The sequence below is a fragment of the Vibrio comitans genome (genome assembly GCA_024346835.1).
Taxonomy (GTDB): Bacteria; Pseudomonadota; Gammaproteobacteria; order Enterobacterales; family Vibrionaceae; genus Vibrio; species Vibrio comitans.
Map to the genome: position 1 here is coordinate 1,302,628 of AP024866.1, position 19,187 is coordinate 1,321,814.

Annotated in this window: 15 protein-coding genes; 11 read left to right on the forward strand and 4 right to left on the reverse strand. The window is 41.9% G+C overall.

All coding sequences use genetic code 11. The annotated features are described in order from the left end of the window. The first annotated feature begins 228 nt into the window (after nt 1-228). The 5 genes from OCU46_RS05970 to OCU46_RS05990 all read left to right on the forward strand — a co-directional run bounded on the left by OCU46_RS05970 (nt 229) and on the right by OCU46_RS05990 (nt 7,434). Entirely contained in the window at nt 229-1,869 is a 1,641-nt protein-coding gene (locus OCU46_RS05970) for a DEAD/DEAH box helicase (protein WP_141270029.1), read from the forward strand. After that, nucleotides 1,854-3,701 (forward strand): ATP-binding protein, encoded by a 1,848-nt coding sequence (locus tag OCU46_RS05975; RefSeq protein ID WP_244311353.1) that lies wholly within the window; start codon nt 1,854-1,856, stop codon nt 3,699-3,701. Before OCU46_RS05970 ends, OCU46_RS05975 begins: the two co-directional genes overlap by 16 nt. Before the next feature lie 64 nt (nt 3,702-3,765). Further along, on the forward strand, nt 3,766-5,460 hold the full coding sequence (locus OCU46_RS05980) for a hypothetical protein (RefSeq protein ID WP_337972455.1): 1,695 nt from the start codon (nt 3,766-3,768) through the stop codon (nt 5,458-5,460). After that, nucleotides 5,460-6,374, forward strand: a complete 915-nt coding sequence (locus OCU46_RS05985; protein WP_141270033.1) for a phospholipase D family protein — start codon at nt 5,460-5,462, stop codon at nt 6,372-6,374. The genes OCU46_RS05980 and OCU46_RS05985 overlap by 1 nt, the downstream gene beginning before the upstream one ends. Before the next feature lie 4 nt (nt 6,375-6,378). Next, nucleotides 6,379-7,434: a cysteine desulfurase family protein gene (locus OCU46_RS05990; RefSeq protein WP_141270034.1), complete on the forward strand. Its 1,056-nt coding sequence runs from the start codon at nt 6,379-6,381 to the stop codon at nt 7,432-7,434. Nucleotides 7,435-7,438: 4 nt separating this feature from the next. Here OCU46_RS05990 and OCU46_RS05995 read toward each other — a convergent pair whose 3' ends face one another. From OCU46_RS05995 to pepT, 4 genes are all read right to left on the reverse strand, one after another. Further along, a complete protein-coding gene (locus tag OCU46_RS05995) occupies nt 7,439-9,460 on the reverse strand; it encodes a DNA phosphorothioation-associated putative methyltransferase (protein ID WP_141270036.1) in 2,022 nt (673 codons plus the stop codon). Nucleotides 9,461-9,616: 156 nt separating this feature from the next. Beyond that, on the reverse strand, nt 9,617-9,883 hold the full coding sequence (locus OCU46_RS06000; RefSeq protein ID WP_141270038.1) for a hypothetical protein: 267 nt from the start codon (nt 9,881-9,883) through the stop codon (nt 9,617-9,619). A 124-nt stretch (nt 9,884-10,007) separates the two neighbouring features. Continuing rightward, nucleotides 10,008-10,559 carry a hypothetical protein gene (locus tag OCU46_RS06005; RefSeq protein WP_141270040.1) on the reverse strand — a complete coding sequence of 184 codons (552 nt, stop codon included), beginning with the start codon at nt 10,557-10,559 and terminating at the stop codon, nt 10,008-10,010. A 135-nt stretch (nt 10,560-10,694) separates the two neighbouring features. Beyond that, nucleotides 10,695-11,924: a peptidase T gene (gene pepT, locus OCU46_RS06010; protein WP_141270042.1), complete on the reverse strand. Its 1,230-nt coding sequence runs from the start codon at nt 11,922-11,924 to the stop codon at nt 10,695-10,697. A 251-nt stretch (nt 11,925-12,175) separates the two neighbouring features. On the opposite strand from pepT, the gene OCU46_RS06015 reads away from it, so the two are divergent. The 6 genes from OCU46_RS06015 to OCU46_RS06040 all read left to right on the forward strand — a co-directional run bounded on the left by OCU46_RS06015 (nt 12,176) and on the right by OCU46_RS06040 (nt 18,967). After that, nucleotides 12,176-12,373: a hypothetical protein gene (locus tag OCU46_RS06015; RefSeq protein ID WP_141270044.1), complete on the forward strand. Its 198-nt coding sequence runs from the start codon at nt 12,176-12,178 to the stop codon at nt 12,371-12,373. Between the two features lie 450 nt (nt 12,374-12,823). Beyond that, entirely contained in the window at nt 12,824-13,489 is a 666-nt protein-coding gene (locus OCU46_RS06020; protein WP_141270046.1) for a GntR family transcriptional regulator, read from the forward strand. A 17-nt stretch (nt 13,490-13,506) separates the two neighbouring features. Then, entirely contained in the window at nt 13,507-14,394 is an 888-nt protein-coding gene (gene prpB / locus OCU46_RS06025) for a methylisocitrate lyase (RefSeq protein ID WP_141270048.1), read from the forward strand. Between the two features lie 78 nt (nt 14,395-14,472). Next, complete coding sequence (gene prpC, locus OCU46_RS06030; RefSeq protein ID WP_141270050.1) at nt 14,473-15,612, forward strand: bifunctional 2-methylcitrate synthase/citrate synthase; 1,140 nt, start codon at nt 14,473-14,475, stop codon at nt 15,610-15,612. Nucleotides 15,613-15,624: 12 nt separating this feature from the next. After that, nucleotides 15,625-17,076 (forward strand): bifunctional 2-methylcitrate dehydratase/aconitate hydratase, encoded by a 1,452-nt coding sequence (locus tag OCU46_RS06035; RefSeq protein WP_141270052.1) that lies wholly within the window; start codon nt 15,625-15,627, stop codon nt 17,074-17,076. Nucleotides 17,077-17,089: 13 nt separating this feature from the next. After that, complete coding sequence (locus OCU46_RS06040; RefSeq protein ID WP_141270053.1) at nt 17,090-18,967, forward strand: propionyl-CoA synthetase; 1,878 nt, start codon at nt 17,090-17,092, stop codon at nt 18,965-18,967. The last annotated feature ends 220 nt before the right edge of the window (nt 18,968-19,187 follow it).

Here is a 19,187-nt window from a genome sequence, read left to right on the forward strand (position 1 = left end):
TTTCTGAGTGATTGAGTATATTTGATTTTACTTAAAGGTACAAAGTACGTATATTGATAAGTATGCAGTGATGGCGTTAAATGATCAGCAATTAACAGCTATTCAGTATAAAGTTAATTTTTAGTTAATAAACAAACAATGTTCACAAGAAAAGCCGCTTAATTCACATTTAGGTAGCTTCCTCTATGTTATTGTTATTGTTGTTATTGTTGAGAGGCGCGTTCGTAAATGTTAAAGAAAATCATTAGTAATTTGTCTTACAGTGATAAATATCGTTTATTGTCTAAAGAACAACTCAACCTTATTGATAGCCTTAGTGAAATTCAAAAAGAAAAGTTGGACCTGGTAAACATTATCTTTCATAGCCTAGGTGTTAAGCTTCTTGTTGATGAAGGAATGCGTAATTTAGTGATTGAAAGGCTCAAGAAAGAGCAAGTCAAAGAAATCATAGAGGCGTTAAACATTGAAGGGATCTCGTATGATCCAAAAGAATCTTTTGTAGCTTATGAAACATTAAAAGTAGTGGCCGAACAGTTCCCTGAAAAATTTTTTAAAGCATTAGGCTTAGCTGAATCACTTGAAGAGTACGATTCATTGAAAGAGAAAGTAAGAGGGACAACTCAGGTTGCCCCTCCTTATCCTCTCTACGATTATCAAATTGATTGTGCTTCTCGAGTCAAACGTTATCTAAACTCCGAATCAGAAAAAAGGGTGCTTTTGCATCTTCCTACTGGTGCAGGCAAAACTCGAACTTCGATGAACGTCGTGTGTGACTTTCTACGAGATAACCCTAATCAGTTGGTTGTTTGGTTAGCAGATACCAAAGAACTTTGTGAACAAGCTGTTCAAGAATTTGAGAGAGCATGGGGTACTCTGGGAAATCATAGTCTCCCTGCATATTGCTATTTTGGAGATTCGGAGCTATCCATTAGTGGATTAAATCGCGGCTTTTTAGTTGCAGGCCTACAGAAATTGAGTAGTTTGGGTAAGCAAGATAAGAATGCACTTGACTACTTATATAGTGAATTGAGGCGAAAAACGTCTTTAGTCATATTTGATGAAGCACATAAGGCTATCGCTCCAACTTATGCAGATACAGTTGAGAAATTTCTAAATCACTCGGAAAACAACGCTTTTTTAGTTGGGTTAAGTGCAACTCCTGGTCGAGTGATGGGCGATGACGAAAAAATGCATCATGAGAACCAAAAGCTGAGTGATTTTTTTCACAACAACAAAGTTACGATGATAGTAAAAGGATACACATCCCCACTTGAGTATTTAGTTGAAGAGCAATATTTAGCTAAGGCGGAGTTTATTCAGCTTAACTATGATGATTTGTCAGTAGATCAAAAATTTGGGAAAAATAATAGAACAGTTAGTAATGCGGAGCTTTTGAAAGTACTTTCATCGAATGATAATCGAAATGTTAAGTTGCTAGAAACTATAAGTAGTGAAATAGAAGAGCATAACGCTCAACTTATTGTTTTTGCATGTACGGTTGCGCATGCTAATGAATTGGCGTTTCAATTGGCTGGAGTGGGTATATCTTGCCAAAGTATAGATGGCGGCACACCTGCGATAGTACGTGCTGCTGCTATTAGTGACTACAAAAATAAGAAAATTAATGTGCTCATAAATTATGGCGTACTTACCGCAGGGTTTGATGCTCCATGTACTAATGTCGCGATTATTGCTAGGCCGACTAACTCGTTGGTTCAGTATTCTCAAATGGCAGGAAGGGCTATGCGTGGTAAACGTAGTGGCGGAAATACGAATTGCCGAGTTTATACAGTTAACGACAATATTCCAGAATTCAGAAGTGTATGTCATGCATTTTCATACTGGGATCAAATGTGGAAACCAGAGTGAGGTTATTGAAGAAAATGACTAATTTAAACGAACGCCCTTTTATTAGAGGCGCAGTAGCTATTGAATCTATGAGAGATAATGGCTACAAGAATGCTGCCTATGCATTGGCCGAACTAATAGATAATAGTATTCAAGCTGGAGCTCCAAATGTACGTTTGATGTGCTTTGAACATTCAGAGTTATCTTCCTCAAATCGAACTACTCGTCGAGTTAAAAAGATTGGAATATTTGACGATGGTAAAGGTATGAGCAAAGAAACTTTACACTTAGCCCTAGAGTTTGGAGGGTCTAAGCATCGAGACGACCCAAATGGAATGGGAAAGTTTGGCATGGGACTTCCCAACTCCAGTATTTCTCAGTGTAAGAGAGTCGATGTTTGGAGCTGGGAAAAAGGAAGTACACCTATTCATACTTATCTTGATATCGATATGATGAAGGATGGAAAGCTTGAATCGATCCCTTATCCAACTGAATCGCAGCTACCGCTAGAATATCGAGAGCATCTAAGTTCAGGTATTTTTCCAGAATCAGGTACGTTTATTCTTTGGAGTAGATTAGATCGACTGCAATGGAAGACTGCTGCATCTATTTACAAGCATTCGGAAGCCTTAGTAGGGAGAATGTACAGAAAGTATATTGAGCAGAATCAAGTTAAAATTCGATTTCACCCATATTTGTACAATGAAAATATGAGCAAATACTTAGAGTCAGAGTCGCTAGAAGTAACTGACTTTAGGTCCAATGATCCACTTTATCTGTGCAATGAATCATCTTTACCTGAGCTTCCTGGTAATATGAAAGGAGAAGCACCTTTTAAGGTTATGCAGCGGGAAATAATGCAGCTACCTTACGAGGGGGAAATTTTTGATGTTGAATTAGTTGTGTCTATGATTAAACCAGAGGTTTTATCTGCAATTAAGAACTCGGATCAATCAACAGGGCAATTCGTTGGTAGTTCGCCATGGGGTAAACATATGGCGACAAATACAGGCGTATCCATAGTAAGGGCCGATAGAGAACTAGAGACAAGAACCGATTTCTTCCCAAAAGATTTTCTTAATACAAAAGCTAGATTTATGGGCGTAGAAGTTAATTTTCCGCCTGGTCTGGATAAAGTTTTTGGAGTCTTAAATAATAAGCAAGCAGCAGTTAATTTTCAATTTATGGATTTTGACGATGACGCTTTACAACAAGGATTTGAAAACTCTGAAGACTATAAGAAAGATCTGGAAGAGAACAATGATCCTAAATTAAAGTTATATAAAGTATCAGACAGTCTCTCGAAGCTGATAAAAGAAGTCACGAAAGAAGTTAATAAATTAGATTTGACAGTTGTTAGTAGAACTAGTGATAGGGTAGTAGAAAGACCTATTTTTGAAAAAATAATAGAACAAGTTAATAATAGACGTGGCGAAAGTGGTAAAGGCCCAGATCCAGAAGAGAAGATACTACCCAAAGATAAACCTGAAATCATAAAAACAATTAAAAGAGATATCAATATTTCTGAGCCAGAAGCTCAAACGATAGTTGAAGAGATAATTAATAATGATGAGCATTTCAAGATACAGGAAATTGGAGTTGCTCAAAATATATTCTTTGATGTTAGTAGGTTTAATGGGTTGACTTTGCTTCAAATTAATAGAAACCATGCATTTTATCAAAAGTTAATATCTGATGCTCCGAATGAGCAGAGTGATCTATTGAAAGTTAGTTTAGGTGCATGGGCTCGCATGGAAAATGAAGCACTGTCAGAGCGTTCACTTAAGCAGTTACAGTTTGCAAGGGAATTGTGGGGCCAGATGTTACATGACTATTTAAGTGATGATGAGTAATTAAATGTTAGGTGGGCATGTATTATCAAGCAGCCCATCTTTCAACTAGAAATGGTATATGTGTGTGAAAAATATTGAAGACGTACTTAGTGCAGTAGAAGGTATAGTTGAGTACATAAAAAACAATGACTCGAAACTAATTAACTATAAATTAAGAATAGAAAAGTTAGAAAGAGAAATAGTTGAACAACGGGAAATTAATCGAACTTTATCTAAGAAGGTAAAATCCGATACGGTTCTTGTTCAAAGCGTGCCTACTAATAATGATTCATTTAGTTTGTCTATGTTACCGAAAAGGTACCACGAAACAGTTCGATTAAATGCTCATCTTCATAACTATAGCTGTAAAAAGTTGGATTCAATTGAATTCAAGAATGCGTTATCTTCAGACGTAAAGCGGTACCATTTTCATAAAATAGCCACCTTATTAAAAGAACAGGAAAAGGCTTGTAGCAATGAACATAAAATATCTGAAAGCACAGTTACTAACTCTGAAATAGATAGTTTTACACGTTCTAATGGTGATCTAACAGAGTCGTCCGATAAAAATTTAGACTCCAAATTCGATCTAACGATGTTACCTGGTAAATTACACGAAGTAGTTGAAAGAACAAAGCATATACACAAATACAATAAAGATCGTTTAGATATTAAAGAAGCAAAACTAAGGCTTTGGCTAAATTCTGATGAAGTAATTAAATTTAGACAAGCAAAGCAGATAATAATATTTTCAGAATCTAAGGAATCTAAGGAATCTAAGGAATCTAAGGAATCTAAGGAGTCTAAGGAATCTAAGGAATCTAAGGAATCTAAGGAATCTAAGGAAGTCGATACAATAACAAAAGTAACTTTTGCATCGCAATTGGTTGATATAGTTACAAACTCTTCTAGATTAATTGAAGTTGATGTCCCAGAACATTTGGTTGAAGTTAAGTCTAAGATTTTAAGTTCTCTAGGCGCTGATATTACTGTTGAGAAAGTCAGGAGACTCAATAACGAAGATAAGGCTAAACTTGGCCAAATTGCGATGTCTCTTATCGCTTTGCAATTTCACATTAGGAAACGTGTTAAGAGTAAATCGCCTCGAACCTTAAAGAGTCCACTGACATATACTAAAGTAGAAAAAGCAGACAGCGACAGTTCATCAAAGCCCACAATAGCAGAAAAGTATTACTCGGAAGCAGCTGGGGTGACTGTAACGTTCAAGCCAACCGTTTTATTGGATAATGATTTGTTTCAAATTAGTGAGCAGAACGAACTAGAAGTAAAGATTAACTTGCAACATGCGTTTTTTGAAAGTGTTGATTGGTTTACGGATAATCTAGAAAAAAAATTTCTTATGGAGTTTTTCACCTTATGGGCATCTATGCGAAAAGACACCAATTCTGAAATAGCAACGACTAAGTTAAAAACAGCTAGGGCAGTATTAGGTAAGTCTCTTCATCAGCTCTATCATGAGGGAACAGCTGTCAACGTGAGCTTAGAAAAATTACCATCAACTATGTTGATGGACTTTAAGCAGTTTAATGGAAGAGTAGTAGTAAGTTTAAACGTAAGGCATCCTTTCTATGAGTTACTTCTATCCGATATAGAAGAAGAGAAAAGAAGTAATATATATAAGTTTATATTTTCTTGGGCGATTGCAGAGAAAGAAACTTTATCGAAGAACATCCATGAGGCATTGATATTCTCTAGGGAGCATTTATCTACTTATTCTTATGATAAGTTTGACGAATACCTACATGAGAAATTGGCATAATGAGCTTAATAGGAAAAGACTTTTCGAAACACTTAGAGAGCGCGTTTAACGACGCGAACTCTCTTGTCGTTGTAAGTGCCTATCTAACCATGCCTGCAGTAGACTTTTTATTTGATAAATTGCCGCTAGGTGTACCTGCAACATTTGTAGTTCGAGCCAGGCCAGAAGATATTCTTTCCGGATCTTGTGATCTAGATGCGATTAAAACCATGCATTACAGTGGAGTTAAATGCTATCTCAATAGAGAAGTTCATGCCAAGATTTATATTATAGATCAAGCGTTTGGATTCATAGGTAGCGCCAATTTTACGAATAATGGTTTGAGATTAGCAGGCTATGGGAACTTAGAGTTATCGACCAAGGTTGATATAAGTGATGCCGACATGAGTTTGATTGAGACCATCATTCAAGACTCGATACTAGTAACGGCTGATTTGATAAAGAAACTAGAATTATATAGAAGAGATAATAAAGCTTGTGATACTGTAAAAGTTCCGATTGATAGTTGGTGGGATGCTATTCTTGATCTCCAGACGTATAGTATAGATGATGGTTTGTATGTAACAGACTTACCTTGGATTGATTTGTCAGAACCATCACTAGATAGTATTGCTATAGAGCATGATCGAGATATATTTCACTTTGAATCAAGTATTAGTGCTATAGAGAGACGCTTTAAAGCGAGTAAAATATTTAGTTTCGTTAAAAGTAGTCTGCAAGAAAGTGAAAATGGTTATTTATACTTTGGAGAGTTGACGGCTTTAGTTCACTCTGCATTGAAAGATGATACTCTTCCCTACAGGTCCGAAATAAAGCAGTACATCGTAAATTTGATGTCTTACTTACAATTGTTAGCTAAAGATCAGATAGATATAGATAGACCTAATTACAGTCAACGAATTTCACTAAAATAGAATAATGAGTAAATACTACGATTATGCCGCTTCAACCCCAGTTTCTGATGAGGTTTTGGCCGCTATGAAGCCTTGGGAGCAACAAAGTTTTGCTAATCCGTCTGCGTCTCATCACGCTGCGGTAGATGCAACTAAAGCGATACAGCGCGCCAGAGAAAAGATAGCAGATGAAATCGGAGCTATGCCTAGTGAGATTCTCTTTACGAGTGGGGCGAGTGAGTCTAATAATCTTGCTATTAAAGGTATTGCCTTTAAACACTTAGATGAGAAAGGGCACATCATTACGTCAAGTATTGAACATAAATGCATCCTCAATACATGTTCTTTTCTTGAAACATTGGGTTTTGAAGTTACTTATATAGCACCAGATAGTAATGGTGTTATAGATAGCACTTCCGTAATGAATGCTGTTAAAGATAACACTATACTCATCTCAATTCACCACATAAACAATGAGCTGGGAACTATGCAACCTATTGGGGAATATGGTGCAATAGCCTTTAATAATAACATTCCTTTCCATACCGATGCTGCTCAAAGTTTTTGTAAAGCAGAAATCGATGTTGATGACATGGACATTGATATGCTTTCTCTGTCTGGCCACAAAATCTATGGGCCTAAAGGCATTGGTGCGCTCTATATTCGAGATGCTCGTGATTCGGACATTGTTCCTTTGATTCATGGAGGAGGCCAGGAACTTGGACTTCGAGGTGGAACGTCACCTACACCATTGATTGTGGGCTTAGGTTGTGCAGTAGAAGCATTTCCGGAAGATAAAAGCCTACAACATCGAGATTTTGATGGCTTGATTGCTGAGTTTGACTTTAAAAGAAATGGGGGAGAACGCCTTCTTTCCACAACTTGGAATATTACTTTTAGTTCAGATGCTGAAGTTAAGAGGTTCTTTTCCAAGCATGAGTGGCTGGTTTCACAAGGTTCAGCGTGTAATGCTATGACGAACACCCCTTCTCATGTGTTGACTGCTATAGGCCTAGATGAGTCACAAGCAAGGAGGACATATCGAATTAGCTTGCCTCCTTATCAGGGTTCGGTAAGTTGATGGTTTAGAGTTTAGTCAATGTAAAATTGGTCACTTTCTTATTGTGCTTATCGAGTAAAACCTCATATTCAGATCGATGTAAAATCGCCTCTTTATCCCAATCAATATCTAAAAGTTTCGCTAATCGTTTGTCGAAGCTTTTTTGCTTTTCAAAGTTCTCGTGATTCTCATGAATTAATAGGTGTTTGTTGAGTAGCGGTGGTCGGCGTTTTACATCTACATAGTCAAAAAAGTCTATGTCTTGCTCTGCCATTTTGATTTTGATTCGCTCTACTAAGAAAGGAACAGAGGCTTCAAAATCATCATATCCCATAAGTGTGAGCTTGCCTGATGTTATGTGTACCTTTATAAGGTCAATGTCATCGTCTAGTTCTCCATACATTTGTAGTCCTGCACCGACGTAGGTTCTTAGGAGTAGAGGTAGGTCTTGTATGTACTGCTTGTGAAATATGAGTGAATGTCCGTCATTAAGAAGACTTGCTGGCAGGGTTTGGTTCGCTTTTATACATTGAGCATTGATCAGTTCAGTATCTGCAATGGCGAACAGAAGTTCAGCGGCAAGTTCTAGGGCTGCTTTGTAGTCAATAAACAGAGCCTTAATATCACGCTTTAAACTCTCTGGCTGTTGTGTGTATGGCTTTCTTTTTTCGAATAAGGCCATAGCGAAGTAAAGTAGTAAATCTTCTTTGTGCTCTTTCTCAGCTTGTTTGAAGTCATCCTCACCGTGCATTTCGACTAGTAGATTGAATACTTTCTTATGAGATCCTATGAGTTCTTTTATACGATCAGATTGCTCGAATTCATCGTTTGCAGGAATGCGGCCTAGTTCTAAGCAGATCTTCCAAAAGTCAGCGAATAGAGCCTCATGTTGAGTTATCAAGAGCTTCGCTTTATCTCTAGAGTCGGGCAGTTCCGGAGTCGTCAGCTGATTCCACTTGTGGTGTCGCTTATACTTTCCTTGTAAATATACTTGCTCTTCTATCTTATCTTTGAATACATAAAAGATACCTGGGGCCACAGTGATTGCTTCTTCCCCTAGGCTTCGTTCTAAATAGGATTTTATTTCTGACTGTGCGTAGTATTTTTGAAAAGTGTTGCGAGAAGTGATGATGCCATCTTTATATGGCTTAAATTGAGCAATGTAGTTTTCATTTGCGAGCATTACGGAAACCACAAGAAACTTTTCTGCGAGATCATACGCACCCAGTAAGGCCTCTAGTCGTTCATCTTGGTCTTCAATCACATTTAATACGAATCCAAGGTTCACAATATCAGAGGCTGATTTCTCCGCATCTGGTCTAAAATTAGGATCCCAGCCAATAGCATCTATACCATGAGCCTCTAGTTCTCTTAGGTCGTCGCCTCGTCCGCAGCCGTAATCAAAAATGGAATATGAGCCTTCAAGGTAGCCATGCTTAATTAATGATTTCATCGGTGAGGAGAGTTCGTGCCGGACTAATGCTGTTCTATGGCGGTCTATCCCTCTCTCTTGCTTACCAGTTACAATTGCAGATGAGCGAAACAGCCTTCCATCAACTAGTTCATATCCGTGGCGTTGGATCAAGTTTTCCCAAGATTGTTTAAACCCAATGAGACGTGCGTTTTCATACAATCCAGCGTTCTCACCTTCCTGTGTGATGTTTACGAAGTCTTCGTAGTAATCACTTGAAGGTAGGATCATGGTTTCCTTGCGGTGGAGTATGGGTGGGTTATCAGTCTCATTGTAGGTCACTATCTTGTGCGATAGCTTTGAAAGATCGACGTTTAAGCTTTGTTTAAGGCTAGGATACGCTTCTGAGTAAAACGTTGGATAGCTTAGTAAGGATAATCGAAAGTCTTTTTTGAACAGCTTGACTAGGTCCCAATCCGACTCATCTAGTTTTAGAGCATTCGCTACGGCAGGAATAAATTTAACCAGAGTTTGGGGCAACTCTTCAAAAGCATCTTTATGTAGATAAATTGCGTCAGGTAAGCTTTTGCCTACCTTTACTTGTGAAACAAGCTTTTTAAATAACTCTGCATCCATGTAGCTAACGATCTCTATGCATTAATGAAACTGTTCTTTGCAATGTAGCTCTTTTTCAATGAGTTAGTCTATAAAAACGCGTAATTCTGAGATGTGAAAAGGGCGAAGCAGAGTCATCCTACTTCGCCCATTGTCATTATTTGCTTATAAGCTTAACTATGCCTCAAACACATTAAATTCAACTGGGCTATCCATGTGCTCTAAGAACTCTTGAATGACAACACGGTTGTTGGCGTTGATGGTGATTCCCCAGTTAGTTTCTTTTTGGGTATCATCAATGAAGATGATTTGTTCTTCACATGATTCCCAAAACTTGACTGAAGAGGCATCAAAGTAGTCGTAGAGTTTTTGCGACAGAGTGCTTTTTAGGTCTGAGCAAAGCTGAGAATTGTAGTCGCTTGGCAATAACGTAACTGAAAACATAATCAATCTCTCTCTATAAATCTGAAGGCACATCCTGCTCGATACAGGTTATGCCTGTTTGATTTATATACTACAGAGAAGTCTAAATTAATGCTTACCACTAGGCGCCAATGCCTGACGAAATTTATCGAATGTCATTTGAGAAGTAGACCGAAGCTTGTTCTAGTTTAATGACTTTACCTAACACGCGTTTGCCATCTTCTCGCGTTTTGCGGTATTGAATATAACGGCTGTGGTCAGGCCCAAAGCTGATGTGCAGTGGTTTGCTTGAGCCATAAAAGTACAGGCGATCGAAAGGGAGGTGTTCTGCTACGAATTTGGCCACTAGGTGCATGCGCTGCTCATAACCTTCTACTAATAGGTCACAAGCGGCCCCCTCTCGTTGGCAAATGCGCTTACCTGCGAGGTTGAGTTCCATTGAGGCGTGCTGATCTTCTTTTGGTCCTGTATCTTTTGGGCTGACTCGTTGTATATATCGATTTAACGTACCGCTGTTGAAGCCATAAGTGATGGATACCGACCCTAACTTATTTTCAATAGGTTCTAGGATCTCGGTGACTAATGACGTTAAGCAGAGCGCAGAGTCTGACTGTGGTGTGTTAGAAGCATCGAAATCAGGGTGTTTAGCTTGATGCCAATCGATGAGCTTATTAAACAAAGATGAATGGGTAGCCATGGCGCGGTATTAGTTAAAGGACGGATGTATATAGGTTAGCTTTAAAAGCGACTGTAAGTGTCTTTTGATTGGGTTCGATGTCTAAAGATTACCCAGCAAGAAGCTGGGTATCAGTTGATATTAGATAAACACTATTTATTGGGCGTTAGTGGCTGCGTTTTCGGCGATTCTTACAATCACATCTACGGCTTGCTTCATGCCATCAATGCTGGCGAACTCATGAATGCCATGAAAATTGTAGCCACCAGTAAAGATGTTAGGGCAAGGTAGGCCTTTGAAGGACAAACGGGCGCCATCAGTACCACCACGGATTGGCTTGATGTTAGGTTCAATATCACAATCCAGCATCGCTTGTTTTGCAAGCTCAATAATATGAGGGTGAGGCTCCACCATTTCGCGCATGTTGTAGTAGCTATCAGTGATGTTTATCTCTACATGTCCTTTAGGGATCAGCTGGTTTAACTTTTCGACTTGCTGTTGCATGAATGCTTTTCGAGCTTCTAATCTTTCACGGTCAAAGTCTCGAATAATGTAGGAGAGCTCTGCCTTAGCGACAGCACCAGTGACTGAATTTAGGTGGTAAAAACCCTCGTAACCTTCGGTGCACTCTGGAGTTTCTTCACTTGGCATCATCAGTTGAAACTGAGCCGCAATATTGGCGGCATTGACCATCTTATCTTTTGCGGTACCGGGATGAACATTTACGCCATGACAAGTTACTTTTGCTGATGCTGCGTTAAAGTTTTCGTATTCCAGTTCGCCAACAGGCCCACCATCTATGGTGTACGCAAACTGCGCACCAAAAGCCTCTACATCAAATAGATTTGCGCCTCGCCCGATCTCTTCATCTGGAGTAAAGCCGATGCAAATTTCACCATGCTTGATTTGTGGATTCGCTTTTAGATAGGCAATAGCGGTAATGATCTCTGCAATACCGGCTTTATTATCTGCGCCAAGTAGAGTGGTGCCATCGGTGGTGATTAAGCTTTGTCCATGCAGTTTTTCGAGATCAGGGTATTGTGCTGGAGTCAGTACTTCTCCTGATTTCCCCAGTCTTATCTCGCCCCCTTGATAGTTGTCTATGATCTGCGGTTTTACATCCTTGCCTGAGGCATCTGGCGCTGTGTCCATATGAGCTATAAAACCAATAGCAGGAACATCAAAGGTGACATTAGAAGGAAGGCGAGCAGATAGGTAGCCGTTATCATCTAAATGGACATCACTTAGGTCAAGTTCGAGTAGTTCGGATTCAATTTGTTTTGCCAGTAAACGTTGCCCCTGTGTGCTAGGGCATTGCTGACTTGCTTCGTTAGATTGTGTGTCAAAGCTTACATAACGCAAAAAGCGCTCGACCAGGTTATCCATTTCGATTGTTACCTATATGTTCTGTAGTAGCCCAGTATCCTCCTGCTCTAGCTTTGGAAACTTGCGATATATCATTTTATGGTTAAATTATCCTATTGAAATCTATCCTTACTCTTCAACCAATCGTGCGACAAGCCTGGCAGAAACCCTGTTACCAAAAGCCAAAACTCTAGTTTGAAAACAAGGTTTTCAGTATCAAAAACATGCCATTCCTGCTGTAAAGTTAATCAAAAATCAACAAAGGATTGAATATGAATATCTATTTTGCAGGAGCACTGACACTTGCCTCAATTACTACTGCTGTAAGCACTGGTATAGCCATCATTCAAAGTCGCAAAGCCAAAAAACTAAACGCCCTCAGAGAGCAGCAGGCGTATGAACACAAGAAGGATCCTCGTACCATTGAACTCAGCCGTTTGCGTCAGCAAAATCGGCAAGTGATAGATTAATGGATGGGCCACAACTAAGCAGAACTTAGATAAAGCCATATATCGACGCTGTGTTATCTAATCTAACGTAATTAGAAGGGCTGGCTGATGACTTCTGAAACCACAAGCCGTGAATTAGATCGCCTGGCAACAATAGTTTTCCATGCCAAGGCTTCTATGCCTGATAGCATCAGCCTTTAATCTATTGCTATCATCTTTAAAAAGGGGTTTAGACCTAGCTCTAAGTCCCTTTTTATTATCCATTCGTTACAACCCCTCAAAGTGAACAGTCACTTCACGCCTAATTAATTCTCCGTTGCTAGTTGAACCATAAAAACGTGATCTAAAGCTAATTGCAAAGGGTCTCGTATTATCCTTTAGTCTAAATTGTAAACAATTTGATTGTGTGAAGAGAAAAATAAGCCTATTTTTTAATCATAAATTACAAATTGTCGACAATGTTAGGTGAAGATGAACATTCCTCAACTGGTAAAAGACTCAACAAAATCGGAAAACCTGACCGAATTTCTTATTGAAGCTGTGGTCTGTGGCGACATAGCTGAAGGAAGCAAAATTTCTGAGCCTGAGCTCGCCAAGCGCTTTGAAGTCAGTCGAGGTCCATTGCGCGAAGCGTTAATGCGTTTGGAAGGGGTCGGTCTGATTGAACGTATCCCGCATGTTGGTGCTCGAGTGATTAGCGTGTCTAAGCAACACTTGGTTGAGTTGTATTGCGTTCGTGAATCCCTTGAAGGAATGGCAGCACGGCTTGCGGCAAAACACATTACCGATTCGGAAGTGGAACGATTGGCTCTGTTATTGGAAGCCCATGGCGACCATCTAGCAAACCGAGATGGAGAGTCATACGCTCTGCAACAAGGGGACTTTGATTTTCATCATCAAATCATTCATGCCAGCCGTAACTCTCACTTAATAAAACTGCTTTGTGGCGAGCTGTATCACCTCATTCGAATGTACCGTTATCAGTCTCCTAGAAGGCATAACGATCCACACAAAGCACTGCTTGAGCACCAATTTATATTAGAAGCGATTCGAAACCGCGATGAAGAACTGGCCGAGATACTGATGCGTCGTCATATCTCTGGTAGCCGTCGCCTACTCGAATCTGAAATTGATTGATCCATTGAGGACACATTATGAGCCAAGGAAAGAAATTTAGACAGGCGGTGGCAGATAACCATCCGCTTCAAATTGTCGGAACTATTAACGCTTACTGCGCATTGATGGCTAAGCAGACGGGCCATAAAGCGATTTACCTGTCAGGAGGGGGCATTGCCAATGCGTCTTATGGTCTGCCTGATTTAGGTATTACCGACCTTAATGACGTGCTGGTGGATGTCGAGCGTGTGACTAACGCGTGTGATTTACCTTTGCTAGTCGATATAGATACCGGGTTTGGCGGCGCATTTAATATTTCTCGCTGCATTAAATCTATCGAAAAAGCAGGGGCGGGTGCTGTTCATATTGAAGATCAAGTTGCGCAAAAACGTTGCGGGCACAGACCCAACAAGGCGATTGTGACACAGCAAGAGATGGTCGATAGGGTGAAAGCTTGTGTTGATGCCCGTCTTGACCCCGATTTTGTGATTATGGCGCGTACCGATGCCCTTGCTGTCGAAGGCATGGATAAGGCAATAGAGCGAGCAATAGCCTGTGTGGAAGCCGGCGCAGATATGATCTTTCCCGAAGCAATGAATGAGCTGAGCCAATACCAGGCATTTTCAAAAGCATTGCAGTCGGCGACCGGTAAAGATGTGCCTATTTTGGCCAACATTACTGAATTTGGCGAAACGCCTTTGTATAACTGCGATGAGTTGGCCGAAGTTGGTGTGGACATGGTGCTGTATCCACTCTCAGCATTTCGCGCGATGAATAAAGCGGCAGAAATGACTTATACGCACCTGCTAAAACAGCGAAACCAAGAGGCCTTGCTTGGGGAAATGCAAACCCGCGCAGAGCTATACGACTACCTAAATTATCACGATTTTGAAGATAAGTTGGACAAGCTATTTCGCCAGTCGTGATAACAGATTAATGAAGAGTCTAAAGCGCGTTTTCATGGAGCAGTAGTCAACCGCGCAGATAGGCAACAAGGAGTGATTATGTCGTTAGAAACTACGGCGCCAATTGGAGGCGCAGGACTCAGAGGCCAAAGCGCCGGTGTTACCTCGCTATGTACCGTAGGTAAGTCTGGCACTGGGCTTACTTACCGAGGTTATGATATTTCCGATTTAGCCAAGTATGCTGAATTTGAAGAAGTGGCACATTTATTATTGCGCGGACATTTGCCTAATCAAACAGAGCTTGATCAATACAAAACCGCATTGGTAGCTCAGCGAGGTTTACCTGATGCTCTCAAGAAAGCCCTTGAGCTTATTCCAGCCAGTGCGCACCCAATGGATGTGATGAGAACAGGTTGTTCGGTATTGGGTAACCTTGAACAAGAGCTCGATTTCTCAGAACAACAGCAAGCAACCGAAAGAATGTTAGCGCTGTTTCCGGCCATTATCTGCTACTGGTATCGCTATAGCCATGATGGTGTGCGAGTGGATACCGAAGATCAGTCTGAGTCTTGTATTGGTGGCTATTTCTTAAAATTGCTGACGGATAAAGCTCCCTCAGAGCTTCATAAGCAAGTGATGCACTGTTCACTGATTTTGTATGCAGAGCATGAGTTTAATGCTTCTACGTTTGCGGCACGTGTTTGTGCTTCGACCTTATCAGACATCCACTCTTGCATTACCGCTGCCATTGGCACCTTGCGTGGACCTTTGCACGGCGGCGCCAATGAAGCTGCAATGGAAATGATTCAAGATTGGCAAAGCCCTGGTGAAGCTGAGCAGAAGATCCTGCAGATGCTTGAGGCGAAAGACAAGATCATGGGCTTTGGGCATGCGGTTTATCGCGAGTCAGATCCGAGAAATGCCCTCATTAAACACTGGTCAAAGGTGTTATCTGAATCGGTCAATGACACCAGCCTTTATGCTGTTTCTGAGCGTGTTGAATCGGTAATGAAGCGAGAAAAAGGCCTGTTTTGTAATGCGGACTTTTTCCATGCGTCGGCCTATCACTTTATGGATATTCCCACCAAATTATTTACACCGATCTTTGTGATGAGCCGATTGACGGGTTGGGCTGCACACGTTTATGAGCAACGTGAAAATAACCGAATTATACGACCGAGCGCCGATTACTCTGGCCCTGAACATCAAGACTGGTTACCGATTGAGAAGCGAAAATAAAAGGAATTTATCATGAGTCACAATGTAGATATTAATGAACGTCAAGCACCCGATGAGCTATTGGTTACCATCGCAGATTATGTAATGAACACCGACATTGAATCCAGTGAAGCCTATGACACCGCGCGAAATTGCTTAATGGATACAATAGGTTGTGGATTGCTGGCATTACGCTTTCCTGAATGTACAAAGCATTTAGGCGCGTTAGTACCAGGGACGCAGGTGGCCAATGGTGCGCGTGTGCCGGGCACCTCTCATGTGCTAGACCCTATCACAGCGGCGTTTAACATTGGCTGTATTGTGCGTTGGCTTGATTTCAACGATACATGGCTAGCGGCAGAGTGGGGCCACCCTTCGGATAACCTTGGGGCAATTTTGGCTGTGGCGGATTATTTGAGCCAAGTTGCGGTATCAGAAGGTAAAGCACCTTTGACCATGCGTGATGTATTAACCGCAATGATCAAAGCCCATGAGATTCAAGGGGTATTAGCGTTAGAAAACAGCTTTAACCGTGTAGGTCTTGACCATGTACTCTTGGTGCGTGTTGCTTCAACGGCGGTCGTGACAAAAATGCTCGGAGGTAATCGCGATCAGGTGATTGATGCACTTTCTCATGCTTGGGCCGATGGTGGTGCATTGCGTACCTATCGTCATGCGCCGAATGCGGGCTCTCGTAAGTCTTGGGCTGCGGGGGATGCAACATCAAGGGCTGTGCGCCTTGCCATGATCACTATGAAGGGAGAAATGGGCATTCCAACTGTTCTGTCTGCTCCGGGCTGGGGATACTTTGACGTGCTGTTTAAAGGTGAAAAATTTAAGGTCAGTCAGCCGTTTAACAGCTATGTGATGGAGAATGTTCTATTTAAGATCTCTTTCCCTGCGGAGTTCCATTCACAAACTGCGGTAGAGGCTGCGGTAACCCTGCATTGCGAAGTAAAAAATCGCTTAGATGAGATAGAGCGTATTGAGGTGACAACGCACGAGTCAGCCATTCGCATTATTTCGAAGGTGGGCGAACTGGCTAACCCAGCAGATAGAGACCACTGCCTACAGTACATGATTGCAGTGCCATTGATTCACGGTGACTTAATTGCCGAGCATTATGAGGATAGCTTCCATCAAGGGGACAAGCGTATTGATGAGCTTCGCTCGAAAATGAGCATCGTTGAGGACTCTCGATATACCGAAGAGTACCTTGACCCAGACAAGCGCTCCATTGCCAATGCGATTCAGGTGTTCTTTAAAGATGGCAGTTCAACGCAGAAGATTGAGGTTGAATATCCAATTGGCCACCGTCGTCGCAGAGAAGAGGGCATCCCAGTGCTTGAGCAGAAATTCTTGAGCAATCTACGCACACGCTACCCAGAAGCAAGCTGTCAAAAAGTCTTTAGCTTATGCAAGGATGCGAAGCGCCTAGAGCAAACCCCGGTACAAGAGTTCATGAATCTGTTGGTCATCAACTAATTGGAGACAGGCTATGTCGAACTATCAGGATGAATACAACAAGGCTGCGAGCAACCCTCAACAGTTTTGGAAAGAACAGGCTCAGCAGATAGATTGGTTTACCTTTCCCACTCAGATCCTGTCTGATGATGAAAATGGCATTGAGCGTTGGTTTGCCGATGGCGAACTCAACACGTGTTGGCTTGCGCTCGATTATCATGTGGCTAATGGCAGGGCCAATAATACGGCTCTGATTTATGACTCACCGGTGACGGCAACCAAGAAGCAATATACCTATGTTGAGCTTCGTGATGAGGTGGCCAAAGTTGCGGGGATGCTGAGTAATCTTGGGGTGGGTAAGGGTGACCGTGTGGTTATTTATATGCCGATGATCCCTGAGGCTGCAATGGCGATGTTGGCCTGTGCCAGATTGGGTGCTATTCATTCTGTGGTGTTCGGCGGGTTTGCACCAAACGAGTTAGCAGTGCGTATCGAAGATGCGGAGCCTAAGGTTGTGCTAACGGCATCTTGCGGTATCGAAGTGAGCAAGGTGTTGGAATACAAACCGCTAGTGGATAAAGCGATTATGGATAGCCGTTGGAAACCATCGAATGTGGTGGTGTTCCAACGCCCACAGGCTCTGGCAGAACTGGGGCATGATAGAGACGTTGATTGGCAGAGTGCAGTGAGTGAGGCTGAGCCTCAGGAGTGTGTTCCCGTTAAAGCAACGGACCCTTTATACATTTTGTACACGTCAGGTACGACAGGTAAACCAAAGGGTGTGGTTCGCGACAATGGCGGACATGCGGTGGCCATGAAATACTCGATGAGTAGCATCTATAACATCGATCAAGACAGAGTGTTTTGGGCGGCCTCTGATGTGGGATGGGTCGTTGGTCACTCTTACATTGTGTATGCACCGTTGATACATGGTTGCGCCACAATACTGTTTGAAGGTAAGCCTGTTAGAACCCCTGATCCTGGCGCGTTTTGGCGAGTGTGCGAAGAGTATCAGGTCCAGGCTATCTTCTCGGCACCAACCGCGTTTAGGGCGATTAAAAAAGAAGACCCTCAAGGCTTAGAGTTGGCAAAATATGATCTAAGTAAGCTTGATACGATTTTCATGGCCGGCGAGCGATTAGATCCTCCAACCTTAGAATGGGTCACTGAGATGACTAACAAACCCGTTATCGATCACTGGTGGCAAACCGAAACAGGCTGGGCAATCGCTGCTAATATGACGGGCATAGAAATGATGCCAGTGAAACCAGGCTCGGCTACGGTTCCTGTGCCTGGCTATCAGGTGGAGATCTTGGATGAGTCGGGCGATAAGGCGCAGGCTAATCAGCAAGGGTATGTGACCTTAAAACGTCCGTTACCGCCGGGCTGTTTACCAACCGTATGGCGTAATCATGATCGCTTCCAATCTGGGTATCTCAGTCACTTTGATGGGTATTATTTATCAGGTGACGGTGGCTACATGGATGAAGAGGGTTACCTGTTCATCATGGGACGCATTGATGACGTGATTAACGTGGCAGGACACAGGCTATCGACGGGCGAAATGGAAGAAGTAGTTGGTGGACATCCAGCAATTGCCGAGTGTGCGGTTGTCGGTATTCACGATGATCTTAAAGGTCAGAAACCCCTAGGGCTGGTGGTACTTAAAGATGGAGTATCGGTGGAAGATGCCGCGCTTGCTTCTGAGTTAGTAGGCAAGGTTAGAGCTGAAATTGGAGCAGTAGCGTGTTTTGATCAGGCTCTGGTGGTGGATAGATTACCTAAAACGCGCTCGGGTAAAATACTACGCCGAGTGATTCGTCAAATTGCGGATGGTGAGCAGTACGTGGTGCCATCGACGATTGATGATCCGAGTAGTCTTACTGAGATTGAGAGGGTATTGGAGAGGTAAGTTTGGCAGATAGTTGATTGGGTGCGCTCTAAGATCCCGGATAAGTTCTGCGAACTTTCCGGGATGACGTATCGGGGCGAATACGAGGAAAGGTGACAAATACACCTATGCCTCCATAACCCCCAACAGCCGTCATTCCGGCATGCTTTTAGGCGGAATCTTAGAGCGCACATAATCAAGCAATGTGCTCACCAAGATTCTGGATAGCGACGATGTCACT

What these genes read in the sequence shown, in the direction of transcription:
- OCU46_RS06020 (WP_141270046.1), top strand. Translation starts at nt 12,824, where the DNA reads ATGAACATTCCTCAACTGGTAAAAGACTCAACAAAATCGGAAAACCTG.
- OCU46_RS06005 (WP_141270040.1), bottom strand. Translation starts at nt 10,559, where the DNA reads ATGGCTACCCATTCATCTTTGTTTAATAAGCTCATCGATTGGCATCAA.
- OCU46_RS05990 (WP_141270034.1), top strand. Translation starts at nt 6,379, where the DNA reads ATGAGTAAATACTACGATTATGCCGCTTCAACCCCAGTTTCTGATGAG.
- prpC (WP_141270050.1), top strand. Translation starts at nt 14,473, where the DNA reads ATGTCGTTAGAAACTACGGCGCCAATTGGAGGCGCAGGACTCAGAGGC.
- OCU46_RS05970 (WP_141270029.1), top strand. Translation starts at nt 229, where the DNA reads ATGTTAAAGAAAATCATTAGTAATTTGTCTTACAGTGATAAATATCGT.
- OCU46_RS06035 (WP_141270052.1), top strand. Translation starts at nt 15,625, where the DNA reads ATGAGTCACAATGTAGATATTAATGAACGTCAAGCACCCGATGAGCTA.
- prpB (WP_141270048.1), top strand. Translation starts at nt 13,507, where the DNA reads ATGAGCCAAGGAAAGAAATTTAGACAGGCGGTGGCAGATAACCATCCG.
- OCU46_RS05995 (WP_141270036.1), bottom strand. Translation starts at nt 9,460, where the DNA reads ATGGATGCAGAGTTATTTAAAAAGCTTGTTTCACAAGTAAAGGTAGGC.
- OCU46_RS06015 (WP_141270044.1), top strand. Translation starts at nt 12,176, where the DNA reads ATGAATATCTATTTTGCAGGAGCACTGACACTTGCCTCAATTACTACT.
- OCU46_RS05985 (WP_141270033.1), top strand. Translation starts at nt 5,460, where the DNA reads ATGAGCTTAATAGGAAAAGACTTTTCGAAACACTTAGAGAGCGCGTTT.
- pepT (WP_141270042.1), bottom strand. Translation starts at nt 11,924, where the DNA reads ATGGATAACCTGGTCGAGCGCTTTTTGCGTTATGTAAGCTTTGACACA.
- OCU46_RS06000 (WP_141270038.1), bottom strand. Translation starts at nt 9,883, where the DNA reads ATGTTTTCAGTTACGTTATTGCCAAGCGACTACAATTCTCAGCTTTGC.
- OCU46_RS06040 (WP_141270053.1), top strand. Translation starts at nt 17,090, where the DNA reads ATGTCGAACTATCAGGATGAATACAACAAGGCTGCGAGCAACCCTCAA.